Raw genomic sequence first — 16,127 nt, 5'->3', positions numbered from 1 at the left:
CTTTACAGGACTCTCGCGACATGAACGATAGCTAGTGAAAGATCGGTATAAATGGTAGGAGGAATCAGAATGGATGTTCAGCAACTTTTCAGGAGTTTTCAGGAGATTTTCGGCAATGAAGCAAAACGTGTGTTTTTTGCCCCTGGGCGGATCAACTTAATCGGGGAACACACGGATTATAACGGAGGGCATGTGTTTCCTTGTGCGATTACGTTCGGCACCTATGCAGTGGCAAGAAAGCGTGAAGACCGTCTGGTACGCCTTTATTCCTTGAACTTTGACCATACGGGCGTCATAGAATTTGATCTCGACAGCCTGGACTATAATCAAGATCATGAGTGGGCGAATTACCCGAAAGGAATGATCCGTTATTTAATGGATACAAACCGTATCAACATGGGGATGGAAGTTCTTTTCTACGGAAATATTCCAAACGGTGCCGGTTTATCTTCATCGGCTTCCATTGAATTGGCGACAGGTGTCATGCTCCAGGGACTGTTTGAACTGGATGTGGACCGGATCGCTCTCGTTAAGACGGGACAAAAGGTGGAAAACGAATTCATCGGTGTGAACAGCGGGATCATGGATCAATTTGCGATAGGAATGGGGAAAGAGGGAGCCGGTATTTTACTGGATACCAACACCCTTCACTTTCAATACGCACCTATCGATCTTGAGCATCACAATATCATCATCATGAATTCCAATAAACGCCGGGAGCTCGCCGGTTCAAAATACAATGAACGTAGAACGGAATGTGAATCTGCCCTGGAAAGCCTGAAATCTGTGACGGATATCGGTTCGTTGGGTGAGCTGACGGAAGAAGGATTCGAGCTTCATAAGCATGTGATCCCGAATGAAGTCGAACAAAAAAGAGCCAAGCATGCTGTATATGAAAATCGACGTACGCTTAAAGCTCTTCAATTTTTACAAAACGGACAGCTTCATGAATTCGGGAAGCTGATGAATGAATCCCATGTTTCGCTCCGTGACGATTATGAAGTGACGGGAAAAGAGCTTGATGCCCTTGTGGAAGCAGCATGGAATCAAGAGGGCGTAGTCGGGGCGAGGATGACCGGGGCAGGCTTCGGCGGCTGCGCAATTGCGATTGTGGAAAAGGATTATGTGGAGAGTTTCATTGACGGAGTAGGCGAGAAATATAAGGGTGACATAGGGTATGAAGCAACCTTCTATGTAGCAAGTATCGGTAATGGTGCAACAGAAATAGACAAAGAGGTGATCGTATGAACGTGTTAGTGCTGGGTGGTGCAGGTTATGTTGGTTCTCATGCGGTATTTCAGCTTGTGGAGCGCGGATACAGAACCATCGTTGTGGATAATTTGGAAACAGGTCATAGAGGAGCGGTTCATGAGGACGCGGTCTTCTACAATGGAGACATCAGGGATAAAGACTTTCTGCGATCTGTGTTTGAAAAGGAAAAAATAGATGGGGTGATCCATTTTGCCGCGAATTCCCTTGTCGGCGAGTCGATGGAGAATCCATTAAAGTACTTTGATAACAATGTGTATGGTACCCAGGTGACCCTTGAGGTGATGAACGAATTCGGTGTGAAGCATATCGTATTTTCATCAACGGCTGCCACGTACGGAGAGCCGGAACAGGTGCCGATCACCGAGAAGATGCCGACGTTACCGACAAACGCGTACGGCGAAACGAAGCTTGCCATGGAAAAAATGATGAGATGGTGCGATGAAGCCTATGGAATCAAATTTGTTTCCCTCCGTTATTTCAATGTGGCTGGTGCCCACGGGGAAATCGGTGAGGATCATACTCCCGAGACTCATTTGATTCCTATCATCCTACAGGTGGCCCTGGAACAACGTGAGTTCATCACGATTTTTGGAGATGACTACGATACTCCTGATGGAACCTGTATCCGTGATTACATTCATGTCGATGATTTGATCGAAGCCCATATCCTTGCTCTTGATTACCTGAAGCGCACCGGACAAAGTAATATTTTCAACCTGGGAAGCAGCCAGGGGTTTTCAGTGAAAGAAATGATCCACGCTGCAAGGGAAGTGACCGGGCATCCGATCCCCGAGAAAATCGGAAAAAGAAGAGCTGGTGACCCGAGCAAACTGATCGCTTCTTCTGAAAAAGCGAAAGAACTGCTGGGCTGGAGTCCATCCCGTACCTCGATAACGAGAATGATCGGGGATGCCTGGGAGTGGCACGAAACCCATCCGTATGGATACAACGACAGAAAGGGAGAGTGAACAAGGATGAGCATTTTCTTGACCATTGATGCGATTATACAAAAAGCGTTAGAGGCTGAACTGATCGGAAAAGAGGATGAAATCTATGCGCGAAACCGGATCCTTGCCCTTTTAAAAATGGAAGAGTATAAAGCTGAAGAGGCAGATTCACTTGACGGTATCACCATTCCCGACCTGCTCGAAACATTGACGGTTTATGCAGTGGAAAATGGAATCATCGAAGATTTGTTTGATCATAAAGAAATGTTCTCGGCCAGTGTGATGGACTGTTTTGTGGCACGTCCATCTGTCATCAATCAAACGTTCACCGATCTTTATAAAAAAGATCCCAAACAGGCAACCGATTACTTTTACCAGCTCAGTCAGGACAGCAATTACATCCAGACAAAACGAATCAGTCAAAACATCAGCTACAAAGTGGATACTGAATACGGGGAACTCGATATTACGATCAATCTATCCAAGCCGGAAAAAGATCCTAAGCAAATCGCCCTTGAAAAGTCCATGCCGAAAAAGGATCAGAAGTATCCACAGTGTTTACTATGTGTCGAGAATGAAGGATATGAGGGGAGAATCGGTCATCCTGCCCGGGCCAATCACCGGGTGATCCGCCTGAACCTTGCAGATGAAGGCTGGATGCTTCAGTATTCACCTTATGTCTATTACAACGAACACTGCATCGTATTGTCGGAAACCCATCGTCCGATGGAAATCAATCGTGGCGGATTCGAACGGCTGCTTCATTTTGTCGATCAGTTCCCTCATTATTTTGCCGGCTCGAATGCAGACCTTCCGATTGTCGGTGGATCGATCCTTTCTCACGATCACTATCAGGGTGGACGGTATGACTTTGCCATGGCGAAAGCGGAAAAAGAATATACCTTTTCCATGAGCCGTCATCCAGAAGTGGAAGCGGCGATCGTGAAGTGGCCGATGTCCGTGATCCGCTTGAACAGCGGAAGCATGGAAGCTCTGCTGGATGCAACGGAGGATATTTTATCAGGATGGAGAGGGTACAGTGACCCTGAAGCGGAGATCCTGGCCTTTACCGGGGACACACCTCATAATACGATTACACCCATCGCCCGCATGCGTGACGGGAAGTATGAAATGGATCTCGTTCTACGGAACAATCGAACGAATGATGAACATCCAATGGGCATATTCCACCCTCATGAAGATGTCCACCATATCAAGAAAGAAAACATAGGCTTGATCGAAGTGATGGGTCTGGCCGTTCTGCCGGCCCGCTTGAAAGATGAACTGTTGGAAGTGGAAAAGTCCCTGCTGGATGAAGCTCATCAGGTGGCAGACTACCATAAGCCGTGGGTGGAAGAACTGAAGGACCGTTATCATGGGGAAGTGACACATGACAATGTCGGTGGCATCGTCAGAGAAGAATTAGGGAAGAAATTCTCCCGTGTGCTTGAAGATGCCGGTGTATTTAAGAGGGATGAAAATGGACAGAAGGCGTTTGTTAGATTTGTGGACGGCTTTTGTTAAAAACCTTGTGGTGGATTAGCGCTGGATTGAACGGATAGGGCTGCTTTTCATGATGAACAGGGTTGAAGTTGTGGGAATTTGGGATTGAAATGACTTTTTGCGCGCTAAAATGAGAAGTTTTGAGGTGGAAGTTGTAAAAAAGCATCCATTCTATGGTATTAAGATTCTGTTTCGAGATATATGATCCGGTTTGAACACTTTTTGAGGCGGAAATTGAACATATCGGTCCGGTATTTCAGATATATCGGCGAAAATTTGATTTTAACGGCGAAATCTGAGATATATCAGCGGAATTTTGATTTTATCAGCGAAATCTCGGATATAACGGCGAAAATTTGATTTTATCAGCGAAATCACATTTATACCAGCGAAATCAATATATGCCCCACTCTTGCTAATTCATGAGCAGTTCTCTGAGAATTGTCAGATGCTATTGGATAAGTACCATCAGACCTATCAAATCAGATACTGTTGGATAAGTACCATCATAGATTTCAAAAAGAAATAAATCTCCAAGTGAAATAAGAAACCAATGAACGACCCGGTTTCTTATTTTCTCTATACTAAACAAAACAGGTGATAGATATGTATTTAGGCGTAGATTACTACCCGGAACATTGGGATATCGATTTAATAGATGAAGATCTTTCAAGGATGAAAGACATGGGTGTCAATATGGTCAGGATCGGCGAGTTCGCCTGGCACTTGATGGAGAAAGAAGAAGGCCGTTTTGACTTTTCCTTTTTTGATCATGTTATTGAAAAGGTGAAGGCGTACGATATGAAGGTGATGTTCGGGACACCGACAGCGACGTTTCCTGCGTGGCTTGCTGCCGAACATCCCGATATTTTCATTGAAGATATCAATGGAGTGAAAAAGTCGTTCGGGGGGAGAAGGCAGTATTGCTATAACTCTGAAACGTACCAAAGATACTCCCTGCGAATCGCTGAAAAACTCATCACTCATTACCGTGACGAAGAAGCCATCGTGTCATGGCAAATCGACAATGAATTTGGCCATGAAGATAGTGATATGTGTTACTGCTCTAGCTGCCAACGTGCTTTTCAAGCGTTTCTTCAGGAAAAATATGAATCAATTCATGAATTGAATGAGCGCTGGGGAACGATTTTCTGGGGGCAGACGTATAATTTGTTCTCTGAAATTCCCGTACCCAAACAAACGATCACGGTTCATAACCCGGCCATGATGCTGGATTGGTCCCGTTTTCGTTCAGCTTCTTTAAGCGGCTTTGCCCTTAAACATGTGGAGCTTGCAAGACGCTTGAAAGGCGCTCACCAAACCGTGACCACGAACCTGCCAGGCGGTTTCTTCGGGAAATGGTTTGATCATAATGAATTTTCGAGAGATCTCGATTTTGTTTCCTACGACAATTATCCGGTATGGGGAGGATTGAAGGAACCAATTTCTCCGGCCCATCTTTCCATGACACTCGATTTTGTAAGAGGATTAAAGAAACAGAATTTCTGGATCGTTGAAGAATTAATGGGAGCCCAGGGTCATGACGTAATCGGTTATTTACCGAGACCGAATCAGGCAAAGGCATGGGCATGGCACGCCTTTGCACACGGATGTTCCAATATGTTGTTCTTCCGCTGGCGTGGAATGAATCGCGGAGCGGAACAGTATTGTCTTGGAATCCTTGATGCCAATAACCGGACGACGCGTAAATTCAATGAAGTGAAGCAATTTTTCAGTGAAGTCAAGGAATATCAGACCCTCTTTGATTCACCTGTAAAAGCGGATGTCGCCCTGCTATACGATTTCGATAATGTATGGTCATGGCGGATCCAGCAGCAGAATCCGAGCATTGATTTTACAGAGGAAGTTCTTCGTTTGTATGAACCTTTCCATAAACAAAACACGATGATCGATGTGTTGAAGTACGATCAGGATTTCTCACAATACAAGGTGGTGCTTGTACCGGTGCCGCAGCTGATGGATGCCGAATTGACTGAGAGACTTGAAGCGTTCACCAAAAATGGAGGGACGGTCATCGTGTCGTACCGTGCCGGAGTGAAGGATAAAGATAATAATCTGGTGTTCGGACAAATGATTCCTGGGGGACTGTCCCCGTTGCTTGGCATTGAGGTGGAGGAATCCGAATCGCTTCATGAAGGACAAGCTGTTCCTGTCGTATCAACGGAGTCGGGTCGTACGACGATAGCAGAATACTGGCGCGATTTGGTGAATCCGATTACGGCCAAGTCCCTTTATCGCTACGACGACGCATTTTACAATGAGTATGCCTGTGTAACGGAAAATGAATTCGGCAAGGGGAAAGCGTACTATATCGGTGCGGGAATCGAAAAAGAAATCATGGACGTGCTTGCAAGAAAAATTACAGACGACACAGGCATTGAAACGCTGGAAACAAATCCAGGTGTCGAGGTTGTTACGAGAACAGTCGATGCTAAAACGTATCAGATAATCATTAACCACAATGGGTATGAGGAAGCGTATGGTGAAGTGGTTTTACAGCCTTATGACTGCGTGATAAACGAGTTGTAGCGGAGATCATGAACGGAGAAAAGGATTGTGAATGAATATGGATGTAATCAAAAAGCCCTTTGGCGACATTGATGGAAAAACGGTTGAGTCCTATACGTTAAAAAATGATGCCGGAATGGAAATGACGTTTATGACGTTCGGAGGGGCCATTACGAAAATCCTGACCCCGGACAAAAATGGGGTACTTGAGAATGTCGTCCTTGGATTTGATACGTTAGAGCAATACGTTCAGCACGTGCACTATTACGGTGCTCTGATAGGAAGGGTGGCCGGCAGGATCGGGCAGGCAGGCTACTCCTCCCAGGGAAAAAAAGTTGAACTGACCCCTAATGATAGCGGCAACCACTTGCATGGTGGTAAAATAGGGTTTAACAGAGTGATATGGGCGGTCGAGGAAGTGTCCGTTGAAAAGGAAGAAGTCAGTGTCCGCCTATCCTATTTGAGTCGTGACGGAGAAGAGGGGTATCCAGGAAACGTCAAGGTGGATGTAACCTATACTCTGACGAACGGCAATGAACTTCTCATTCAGTATGAGGCAGAACCGGATGGTGACACCCCCATCAACATGACGAGCCACAGTTACTTCAACTTGAGCGGTGCTTACAAAGAAGATATTCTGTCTCACAGATTGGAAATGGAGGCAGATCGGATCCTCGAGCTTTCCGGGGATAAAGTGCCGACAGGAAAGTTGATTCCTACAGAGGGGACAGGCTTTGATTTCAGTGAAGGCCAAACGATTGTGGAAGGAATGAAGTCCGGACCGAAAGAAGGGTATGACCATGCCTTTGTTTTAAATAAAAAGAATGACCCAATCGTCCTCTCCCACGAAGAAAGCGGCAGAGTGATGACGGTGGAAACGGATCAGGAAGCAGTCGTCCTATATACGGGGAATCATCTCTCCGGCGATCTCTTGACAGGCGGTGTTAAGGGACGCGAGCATCTCGGACTTTGCCTTGAAACGCAAGGGTACCCGGATGCCGTGAACCACCCTCATTTCCCATCTGTCATGGTTAAAAAAGGGGAAGTATACAAAGCTTCCACGACGTATAGTTTTCATGTATTAAACGAACAGGGGTAGATTTAAAAATGGCAACGATTAAAGATATTGCGTTAAAGGCGGGTGTCTCGATCTCGACGGTTTCAAGGGTACTGAATTACGACAAAAGTTTATCTGTACCGGATAAGACAAAACAAAAGATCTTTGAAATTGCCGAGGAATTGGAATATAAGAAAAAGAAATCACCGCGGAAATCAGTGGAATCCAGCATCGCGATTTTTAACTGGTACACGGAAAAAGAGGAATTGGACGATCTGTATTATATGTCGATCCGCCTTGGTGCCGAGCAGCGCTGTCAGCAATACGGGCTGAATCTGGTGAAGTACTTTCAAAATGATTTCGAGGAAATGAAGAAAGAAGAATACGATGGTGTGGTCGCGATCGGGAAGTTCAGTCCGAAACAGGTACAGGAGCTCCACAGTATAACGGAGAACATCGTATTCGTCGACTTCAGTCCAGAGGGTGAGGATTTTGATTCTGTACTCACTGATTTCTCCATTGCCACGAAAAAAGTGTTGAATTATTTTATTGAAAAAGGTCACTCCGAAATTGGCTATATCGGGGGCCGGGAGACGTTTAAAGAAAATGGGGGAGCATACATTCCCGATTCCAGGGAGGCTACCTTCAAGACGTATCTCGGTGAAAAAGGGATGCTGTCAGAATCCGCCATGTATGTCGGTTCCTTTACCGTTGACGACGGCTTCGATTTAATGAAAAAGGCCATCGGGGAACACGGTGAAAATCTGCCGACGGCCTTCTTCTGCGGCAATGATTCCCTTGCCATCGGTGCCCTGCGTGCCCTTCATGAAGAGGGGATCAGTGTACCTGACCGGGTGAATATCATCGGCGTCAATGATATCAGCGTCGCCAAGTATGTATATCCGCCACTTAGTTCTGTCAAAGTCCAAACCGAAATCATGGGGGAAACGGCTGTTGACTTCATGATGAAAAGATTGGAGCAAAAGCAGAAGGTGACGCATAAAGTGTTTGTTTCATCCGATCTTGTAATCAGAAAAAGCAGTTATTGAATACCATCTGTTGAAGACCGCACCTTTTGGATAGGGTGCGGTCTTTTTGATGTTGGGAGAGATTTGATATGGGAGTTTATGAATAGTCGTTTTTAACCAGTAATGGAAGGGTAACAATATAGTAGATACCACTATTTTCTTACATTTATAGGAGGGACCCGATTTGATCAGCCAAACGAGAGATATTGTTCAAAAGTCATTGGATGCACTATTAGAGGACGGATCTTTTTTACCGGAAGTAAAAGGTGAGACGAGGAAGAAAGCGTTTACGTCTCTGACTTCGATTCTATCGACGCCGAATCATGTACATAAGTCGTACTTGAGGATTCCCCTTGAAGACGAAAAGGTGGTCCGTATCCCCGCATTCCGCGTTCAGCATAATAATGCCCTGGGGCCGTATAAGGGAGGGATCCGTTTTCACGAGACGGTGAATGAGGAAGAAGTCGTGAATCTGGCTTCTTTGATGACGTTGAAGAATGCCCTTCACGATGTGCCATTCGGTGGGGGAAAGGGCGGGATCATCCTGAATCCCCGGGAGTATTCCGAGAAGGAGCTTCATCTGATCGCGAGAAAGTATGTCCAATATTTCAGCGATGTCCTCGGGCCCGATAAAGATATCCCTGCCCCTGATATGGGATCGGGGGAACGTGAAATGGACTGGATGATGGCGGAGTATAAGAGCATCCGGCCGGGGATGCCTTATAGAGGGAGCTTTACGGGGAAGAGTGTTGTGAACGGCGGATCGTTGGGACGGAGAGAGGCTACTGGAAAAGGCGTTTTCTTTACATTCCGTTATCTTGTTCATGATTTTGTGAGGGACCAGAAGAGTCTATTGACGAAGACGGATAATGTCTTTGCGAAAACGGCTCTTGATTTTGAAGATCGTGCGTTGACGATTGCTGTGCAGGGGTTCGGGAATGTCGGCTCGGTGGCAGCGCTTGAAGCCCATCAATCCACCCATTTACAGAATAAAGTGGTGGCGGTGAGTGACCGGAATGTCACGCTGTTCAACTCGGATGGGCTGGATATCCCGGCACTGGTTGAGTTTACGATGAAGAATAAAGGAGATCTGCCGACCGGGGAAGAACAGTTGAAGGAAATCGGTGTGAATGCTGAAATCCGTGACCGTGATGAGGTTCTGTTTTTAGACGTAGATGTTCTGATGTTAGCGGCATTAGAGGATCAGGTTCACAAGGACAATGTGGAAAAAGTGAAAGCAAGGATCATCGTGGAAGGAGCCAATGCCCCGATTACGACAGAAGCGGATACGTACTTAAGTGATCAGGGAGTCATCATCATCCCCGATATCCTCGCGAATGCCGGCGGGGTCATCGTCTCCTACTTCGAATGGCTGCAAGGACGGGAAACCCAATTCTATACTGAGGAAGAAGTATTCAACCTCCTCTACGACAAAATGAAAGCAACCCTGGACACCGTCCTGCCACTATTCTTCGGCGACCCATTCCCATTACGCCAAAACTGCTACATCCACTCCGTCATGAAACTATCCACGGTTCTATACAGGCAAGGAAAACTTTATTAAGAACGAGGGACGGACCTCTATTCCTAGGAGCTGGTACTAGGAATGGAGGTCCGTCCCTCTTTTTTTACAAACGGGGTGTCCCTTCCTTTCTCTATCCCCTATATAAAGGGTGAAGGGAGGTGAGGCACATGGCAACTGCGGATTTGAAATCGACGAGAATACGACTTGCTTACAACGATGGTTTGGACGAGAAAGGGAATCCTAAGTTTGTATACAAATCGTACAGCTACATCAATGCACTGGCAACAGCGGATGAGATGAACAGTGCGGCTTTATCGCTGGCAAGTCTTTCTTCAAAAGGATTGTATAACATCGAGAAGGTGCAAAGCTTTGATATTAACGAGTAAGGATGAACAATATCTTAATAGAGAGGAGGAGACAGGATGGCAAAAGTATTAGAATTGGAATTCCAAACGGAAACGGGGAAGCCAGCTAAACTATCCATCAATGACCCCGTCGAACCGATCGATACTGTGGCGGTGAAAGCAGCGATGGATAACCTGATCGCGACCAATGTGTTCGGAAGTTCAAACGGAGCATTCGTGAGCGTTGAGGGAGCCCGGGTGGTAGAGCGTAATGTGACGGACTATGAAGTAATGTAATCGATTGGAAGTGTCCTCCTGTAAAGGGGGGCACTTTCTTCATGTTCCTCAATATGAAAAAGAGTAACCTGTTACAGGTCACTCTTTTTCATGAAACGATTATTACCCCAACAGCCCCTCAGCCTGCTCCAATACCTTCGCACCATTCATCATCCCATAGTGCATCCCATCGATGACATCCACCTTAATCTGATAAGGCTCTGCCTTTTCAATGATTTTAGAAGATAGATAGCGGACTTGAGGTCCGATCAGGATGACGTCCAGTTTATCTAAATGATTGCTTAAATCAGCTTCGGATGTAGCATTAATCGTGGCTTCAAGACCTTTTTCTTCAGCAGCTTTCCGCATTTTTTGGACTAACATACTCGTTGACATGCCTGCCGAGCAGACCAGCATGATATTCATATGAAGCACTCCTTACTTGTTTTGATGGATTTCGATGATTTCCTGTGCCAGTTCTTTGACGGTGATGGCGTTCATGAGATGATCCTGGGCGTGAATCAATAGAATCGTAGGATTCTGATTTTCACCACTTGCTTCTTTTTGAAGTAATTGCGTTTGATAGTGGTGAGCTTGATGTACTTCTTTCGCTGCCTCGGACATTTTTTCCTCTGCTGTTTCGAATTGTTTTTTCTTAGCTGCTTGCAAGGCTTCCATGGCTGAGGACCGGGCGTTTCCCGCATGTAAAATGATATGAAAAGAGATTTCTTCTAAAGTCAGATTTGCATTCATGCGATTTTATCACTCGTTTCGGTTGTTTTCTTTAATTGGGCACGTTCAGATGCAAACAGGAATGGGATGTACATAAGTGTAGCGATCGTCAGATTCACGAGTTGAAGCACGATTCCACTCCATGATCCCCCTGTTACCAAGTATCCACTGATGATCGGTGGTGTCGTCCAAGGAACGATCGCGACGGTTTTAGGTACAATTCCTAAGCTCAGTGCCAGGTAAGATGTAACTGTCAATACGACAGGTACCAGTAAAAACGGGATAAACATAAGCGGATTTAACACGATCGGCAATCCAAAGATGACCGGCTCATTGATGTTGAAAACCCCAGGCGCTGCAGATAATTTTCCGACTGTGCGGTAATGCTTCGTTTTCACTACAAGGAAGATGGCGATGATCAAGGCAATGGTCGTACCGGATCCGCCCATGTACACATATGCGTCGAAGAATGGCTTCGTTACAATGTATGGAACGTCGAAGGCACTCATGCCGTCTGCGAACAGCTGCTGGTTTTTCTCAATCAATGGAAGGTAGATCGGTTCGATGATCGGACCTAATATGTTCGTGCCATGTAAGCCGAAGAACCAAAGGAAATGATTTAAGAAGGCTACAACTATGGCTGATGGCAGTGAGTTGGATACAGCTTGCAGTGGTTCCTGAACCACAGTGAACACGATTTCAAAGATGCTTTTTTCTGCAAAGGAAGTTAAGAGAGCTTGAATAAGACCAACAAGAATCAAGATGATCGTAGCCGGGATCAGGGCTTTAAATGATTTTACGACCCCTTCAGGTACACCGTCCGGCATACTGATCGTAAACTTGGAACGAATCAACACTTTGAATAATTCTGTGACAAGGAGGGACGTGATCACTGCGACGAATATCCCTTGTGCTCCTGTCCACGCGTAGGAAATCCCCCAGTCTTCCGTTACCGGCGTGAGGATGATGAGTGAAGCGATCGATACCAACGCTGCAGATAGCCCATCGATATGATAGGACTTGGCTAAATGATAACTGATGGATGCGGCGACGAGCAGTCCGAGGATGGCGAATGACCCATTCCACATATTGCCCCCGACGGATTTCCAGCTTTCGCCGAACACAGAGGCCATAAAATTTTGAAAGGCATCGATCGGCAGATTATTTAATAAGACAGCCAAAGATCCGACGATGATCAGTGGCATGATCGAAACGAATCCATCACGGGTGGCGACGAGATGCCGTTGTGACCCGATTCGTCCTGCAATCGGCATAAACTTGCTTTCCATAAACCCCATTACTTTACTCATTTCTCTTTCCCCCATTTACTAGATTAATTGAATTGCGGTAAAAACTCTTTGTGAGCTTCCAATAATTCATCGACTAGTTGTCTTGCTACCCCTTCGTTCTGTACTAGCGGATTCATCACCATGGCCTGATAGACATGATTGTACTCACCGGACATTGCTGCCTGGATGACGAGATCTTCGAACGCTTTCATCTGTTGGATGATCCCTTTGACGGAGGGAGGAAGCGGTCCGATGGCGATTGGCCGAGGTCCGTCCCTCGTAACGACAGCGTTTACTTCGATGACAGCGTCGTGAGGCAGGTCAGGGATGGATCCATTGTTCAGTGTATTGACGGTTTGGATGTCCCCTGAGTTGTTGTAAATGCTCGTCATGAGGCTGCAGGCAGCATCACTGTAGTAGGCACCTCCTCGATTTTCCAGTTCTTTTGGTTTTTCGTTCAACTCTTCTTTCATATATTGTATGAAAAGTTCTTTTTCAACTTTTCGAACAACCTCTGCCCGTGTACCGTTTTCACTATAAGCTTGAAGGTCCTTTTCCAACACAGAGTCCCGTTGGAAGTAGTATTGATGATAAGGATTGGGAAGCATCCCGATGGCCTGTAAAAATTCCTTCGACCATCCGAGGGAGACGATGTTGGCCGGTGAGTAATCCACTTCTTGATGGATCAGTTTTTGCAGAACCTGATCTGTGACATCCTGACCGTTGACCCAAACCCTTTTTCCAAATACAAAATGATTCATCCCTACAAACTCGATTTGTACTTCATTTGCAGTACAATTCATCATCTCAGCCACACTGTTTTTCATGTTGATCGGGATGTTGCATACCCCGATGACTTTTTTGTGAGGGCTGTATTTAAGCAGGGCTTCTGTTACAATGCCTGCGGGGTTGGTGAAATTAATGAGCCATGCATGGGGACAAATCTGCTGGATGTCATGACAAATTTCCATCAAGACCGGAATGGTACGCAAGGCCTTGAATATACCGCCTGCTCCATTGGTTTCCTGACCGATGACCCCATGACTCAACGGAATACGTTCATCTTTTTCCCTGGCTGAGAGGCCGCCCACCCTGATTTGTGTTGTCACAAAGTCAGCGCCGATCAAGGCAGCGCGCCGGTTAAGAGTCCATTCCAATTCAATCGGCACACCTGCTTTATGGATCATTCGACGAGCAAGCTGCCCGATGATTTCAAGCTTCTCCTTTCCTGCTTCGATATCTACAAGCGTGATGTTCGTAATAGGAAAAGATTCGTATCGGTGGATGAACCCCTCGATAATTTCTGGTGTATAGCTTGATCCGCCTCCGATTATGACCACCTTTAATGACATTCTGTCGATCTCCCTTCATTTTGAAAGCGATTTCTGTTTTTTATAATGTATCATACAAATTTTCGCTCGTCTATATATTGTAATGACAAATATAAAATTTATGACTGTTTTTTATTTAATTGTAATAACAAATTATTTTTATGATAAAATGAATAGGAATAGAGAATTGAACGTGGGTGTGTTATAACAAATATAGGAAGAAAGTGGAAGGGAGAAACAAAATGAAAGAGACACAAGAAGCAAAGGCCCTGCATTCGCATGTAAAAGAAGAAATCATCCACATGATTAAAAATAAAGAATACGCACCGAATACTAAACTGCCGACAGAGGCGGAGTTTTGCGAAAAGTTCAACGTCAGCCGTACGACGATCCGGACGGCGCTCCAGCAGCTGACACTTGAAGGATACGTGTATCGGGAGCAAGGAAGGGGAACCTTTGTCGCAGAACAGAAAGTCAGTCAGATCCTGTCATCGACGATCGACAATTACACAGAGCAACTGCGACTACAAGGTAAGAAACCTAAGATCAAGGTACTGAGCATGAATGTCATCCCGGCAGAATCAACAGTGGAAAAAGCGCTGGAGTTGAAGAACGGAGATCCCGTCAATCGGTTAGAGAGAATTCGTTATTCAGACGGGCTGCCCCTGCAATATGAGGTGGCCTATCTGCCCTGGTACAAGACGCCCGGGCTTGATAAAGACGAATGTGAAAGATCACTTTACAAGCTCCTGGAAACACAGTTTGAGATAAAAATTAAAAAGACCGTCGAAACGATTGAATTATTTTTAGCAGATGAACGAGTGGCAGAAAAGCTTGAGGTATCAGAGGGGACGCCTTGCTTTATGATCGAGACGACGGCTTATGTAGAGGATGGATCGGTGATCGAATTTTCCAAAGCGATCTTCAGAGGAGATAAAGCGAGCTTTCTTGTTGAAAGAACCTATTAGAGAAAAGGGGATGGGGGATTATGAGGAATGTGATCGTCAACGCAGATGATTTTGGTTTATGCCGGGGGGTGAACTACGGAATCGTCGATAGTCACCGGTTTGGAATCGTCAACTCGACAACGATGCTGGTCAATATGCCGGGGACCTTACACGCGGTGGAATTAGCACGTCTTTATCCGGAATTACAGGTTGGGATCCATTTAACGCTGACATGTGGGAGACCCGTTTCGGGCGGGGTAGCATCACTACAGGATGAAAGAGGCCTTTTCCGATACACCAGCAGGATTTTTGAAGAAAAAGAAATCAATGTGGATCAGGTTGAGATGGAGTGGGAGGCTCAGGTGGATAAATTTTTATCATTCGGTCTGCCCCTTTCCCATATCGACAGTCATCACCATGTTCATAGCTTTCGGCCTTTGATCCCTGTGGTGAAGAGGTTGTCGGAGCGCTTTGGGGTGCCGGTCCGGAATGTGCCCTGTGATGGATTTGATGGAATGAATGTGTTAACCGACCGTTTCTCGATGGACTTTTATGGTGACGGAGTGTCGGTTGAAGGATTAAAGAGGATATTGGACAGCAGGGAGGAAGGTGAGACGCTTGAGATTATGTGTCATCCGGCTTATGTTGATACATACTTGAGAGAGAATTCGTCTTATTGTGAGCAGAGGTTGAGGGAGTTGGATGTGTTGACGGGGATTAAGGAGTGGACGTTTTAATTTGGTTGATTGAAAGATTACAAGTTGGTGCGAGTTGTTATGACAAATGATCGGGGTGCTGCTCTGGAAGGCAGTGCCTTTTGTATTGGTTTTGGAGATTCAAGGTGAAAAGAAGCGGTTTTTATCGCTATGAGTGTGGTTTTTGGTCTTTGAGATGATCATAAGGCAGGATTTTATCTGAAATCGTTGTGAAATACATGGATTGATAGGGGGGAGAGAAGTATTATTAACGACTTTAGAGTTTTTATTATTAATTTTAGAGATATATTATCGACTTTAAGAATATATTATCGACTGTAAAAAAACGGATGAACGTCCCCCCAGATTAAACCCATATCCGCTCCCCCTAAAAAAATCCCTATCCCAGTGCATCAATATAGATAACGCTTACATAAAAACAACTGAAAAATTCCCTATTGACTTCCATTCACATACCCAGTATTATCCTCTATAAGATTAAAAAATTAGAAAATTACATACTTTCAATTATCCAGAGTGACCGAGGGATCAGGCCCTACGACGTCCGGCAACCTCCAATATTGGAACGGTGCTAATTCCTGCAGAATGATTTCATTCTGAGAGATAAGTCGAGATAAACAGGCGATGCTTC

At 45.5% G+C, this 16,127-nt stretch carries 15 protein-coding genes and 1 riboswitch; of the genes, 11 read left to right on the top strand and 4 right to left on the bottom strand.

All coding sequences use genetic code 11. From position 1 onward, the window contains the following. The first annotated feature begins 69 nt into the window (after positions 1–69). The 9 genes from TV75_RS09345 (at position 70) to TV75_RS09305 (ending at position 10,502) form a co-directional block, all read left to right on the top strand. Entirely contained in the window at positions 70–1,248 is a 1,179-nt protein-coding gene (locus TV75_RS09345) for a galactokinase (protein WP_044338439.1), read from the top strand. Next, positions 1,245–2,240, top strand: a complete 996-nt coding sequence (galE, locus tag TV75_RS09340; protein WP_044338438.1) for a UDP-glucose 4-epimerase GalE — start codon at positions 1,245–1,247, stop codon at positions 2,238–2,240. Before TV75_RS09345 ends, galE begins: the two co-directional genes overlap by 4 nt. Before the next feature lie 6 nt (positions 2,241–2,246). After that, positions 2,247–3,743 (top strand): UDP-glucose--hexose-1-phosphate uridylyltransferase, encoded by a 1,497-nt coding sequence (gene galT, locus TV75_RS09335; protein WP_044338437.1) that lies wholly within the window; start codon positions 2,247–2,249, stop codon positions 3,741–3,743. A gap of 585 nt (positions 3,744–4,328) precedes the next feature. Continuing rightward, complete coding sequence (locus TV75_RS09330) at positions 4,329–6,272, top strand: beta-galactosidase (protein ID WP_044338436.1); 1,944 nt, start codon at positions 4,329–4,331, stop codon at positions 6,270–6,272. Between the two features lie 37 nt (positions 6,273–6,309). Then, complete coding sequence (locus tag TV75_RS09325) at positions 6,310–7,350, top strand: aldose epimerase family protein (RefSeq protein ID WP_044338528.1); 1,041 nt, start codon at positions 6,310–6,312, stop codon at positions 7,348–7,350. Between the two features lie 8 nt (positions 7,351–7,358). Then, entirely contained in the window at positions 7,359–8,357 is a 999-nt protein-coding gene (locus tag TV75_RS09320; protein WP_044338435.1) for a LacI family DNA-binding transcriptional regulator, read from the top strand. A 163-nt stretch (positions 8,358–8,520) separates the two neighbouring features. Continuing rightward, positions 8,521–9,900 carry a Glu/Leu/Phe/Val family dehydrogenase gene (locus tag TV75_RS09315; RefSeq protein ID WP_044338434.1) on the top strand — a complete coding sequence of 460 codons (1,380 nt, stop codon included), beginning with the start codon at positions 8,521–8,523 and terminating at the stop codon, positions 9,898–9,900. A gap of 128 nt (positions 9,901–10,028) precedes the next feature. Next, positions 10,029–10,247, top strand: a complete 219-nt coding sequence (locus TV75_RS09310) for a DUF1659 domain-containing protein (protein WP_044338433.1) — start codon at positions 10,029–10,031, stop codon at positions 10,245–10,247. Positions 10,248–10,283: 36 nt separating this feature from the next. Then, positions 10,284–10,502 carry a DUF2922 domain-containing protein gene (locus TV75_RS09305; protein WP_044338432.1) on the top strand — a complete coding sequence of 73 codons (219 nt, stop codon included), beginning with the start codon at positions 10,284–10,286 and terminating at the stop codon, positions 10,500–10,502. Positions 10,503–10,604: 102 nt separating this feature from the next. On the opposite strand, the gene TV75_RS09300 is transcribed toward TV75_RS09305, so the two are convergent. From TV75_RS09300 to TV75_RS09285, 4 genes are read right to left on the bottom strand one after another with little or no spacing between them, the layout of a single operon-like run. Beyond that, on the bottom strand, positions 10,605–10,907 hold the full coding sequence (locus TV75_RS09300; protein ID WP_044338431.1) for a PTS sugar transporter subunit IIB: 303 nt from the start codon (positions 10,905–10,907) through the stop codon (positions 10,605–10,607). A 12-nt stretch (positions 10,908–10,919) separates the two neighbouring features. Further along, complete coding sequence (locus tag TV75_RS09295) at positions 10,920–11,234, bottom strand: PTS lactose/cellobiose transporter subunit IIA (RefSeq protein WP_044338430.1); 315 nt, start codon at positions 11,232–11,234, stop codon at positions 10,920–10,922. After that, positions 11,231–12,523 (bottom strand): PTS cellobiose transporter subunit IIC, encoded by a 1,293-nt coding sequence (gene celB / locus TV75_RS09290; protein ID WP_172655683.1) that lies wholly within the window; start codon positions 12,521–12,523, stop codon positions 11,231–11,233. The genes TV75_RS09295 and celB overlap by 4 nt, the downstream gene beginning before the upstream one ends. 23 nt (positions 12,524–12,546) lie before the next feature. Further along, positions 12,547–13,854 (bottom strand): 6-phospho-beta-glucosidase, encoded by a 1,308-nt coding sequence (locus tag TV75_RS09285; RefSeq protein WP_044338429.1) that lies wholly within the window; start codon positions 13,852–13,854, stop codon positions 12,547–12,549. Positions 13,855–14,075: 221 nt separating this feature from the next. Here TV75_RS09285 and TV75_RS09280 point away from each other — a divergent pair, with 221 nt between their 5' ends. Further along, entirely contained in the window at positions 14,076–14,801 is a 726-nt protein-coding gene (locus tag TV75_RS09280) for a GntR family transcriptional regulator (RefSeq protein ID WP_044338428.1), read from the top strand. A 20-nt stretch (positions 14,802–14,821) separates the two neighbouring features. Further along, complete coding sequence (chbG, locus tag TV75_RS09275) at positions 14,822–15,517, top strand: chitin disaccharide deacetylase (RefSeq protein WP_044338427.1); 696 nt, start codon at positions 14,822–14,824, stop codon at positions 15,515–15,517. A 483-nt stretch (positions 15,518–16,000) separates the two neighbouring features. After that, positions 16,001–16,106, top strand: a riboswitch (SAM riboswitch). Positions 16,107–16,127: the final 21 nt, after the last annotated feature.

It is taken from the genome of Rossellomorea aquimaris (genome assembly GCF_000935355.1).
GTDB classification, from domain to species: Bacteria; Bacillota; Bacilli; order Bacillales; family Bacillaceae_B; genus Rossellomorea; species Rossellomorea aquimaris_B.
The sequence above is the reverse complement of the archived record's forward strand: the minus strand, read 5'-3'. Positions and strand labels throughout refer to the sequence as shown.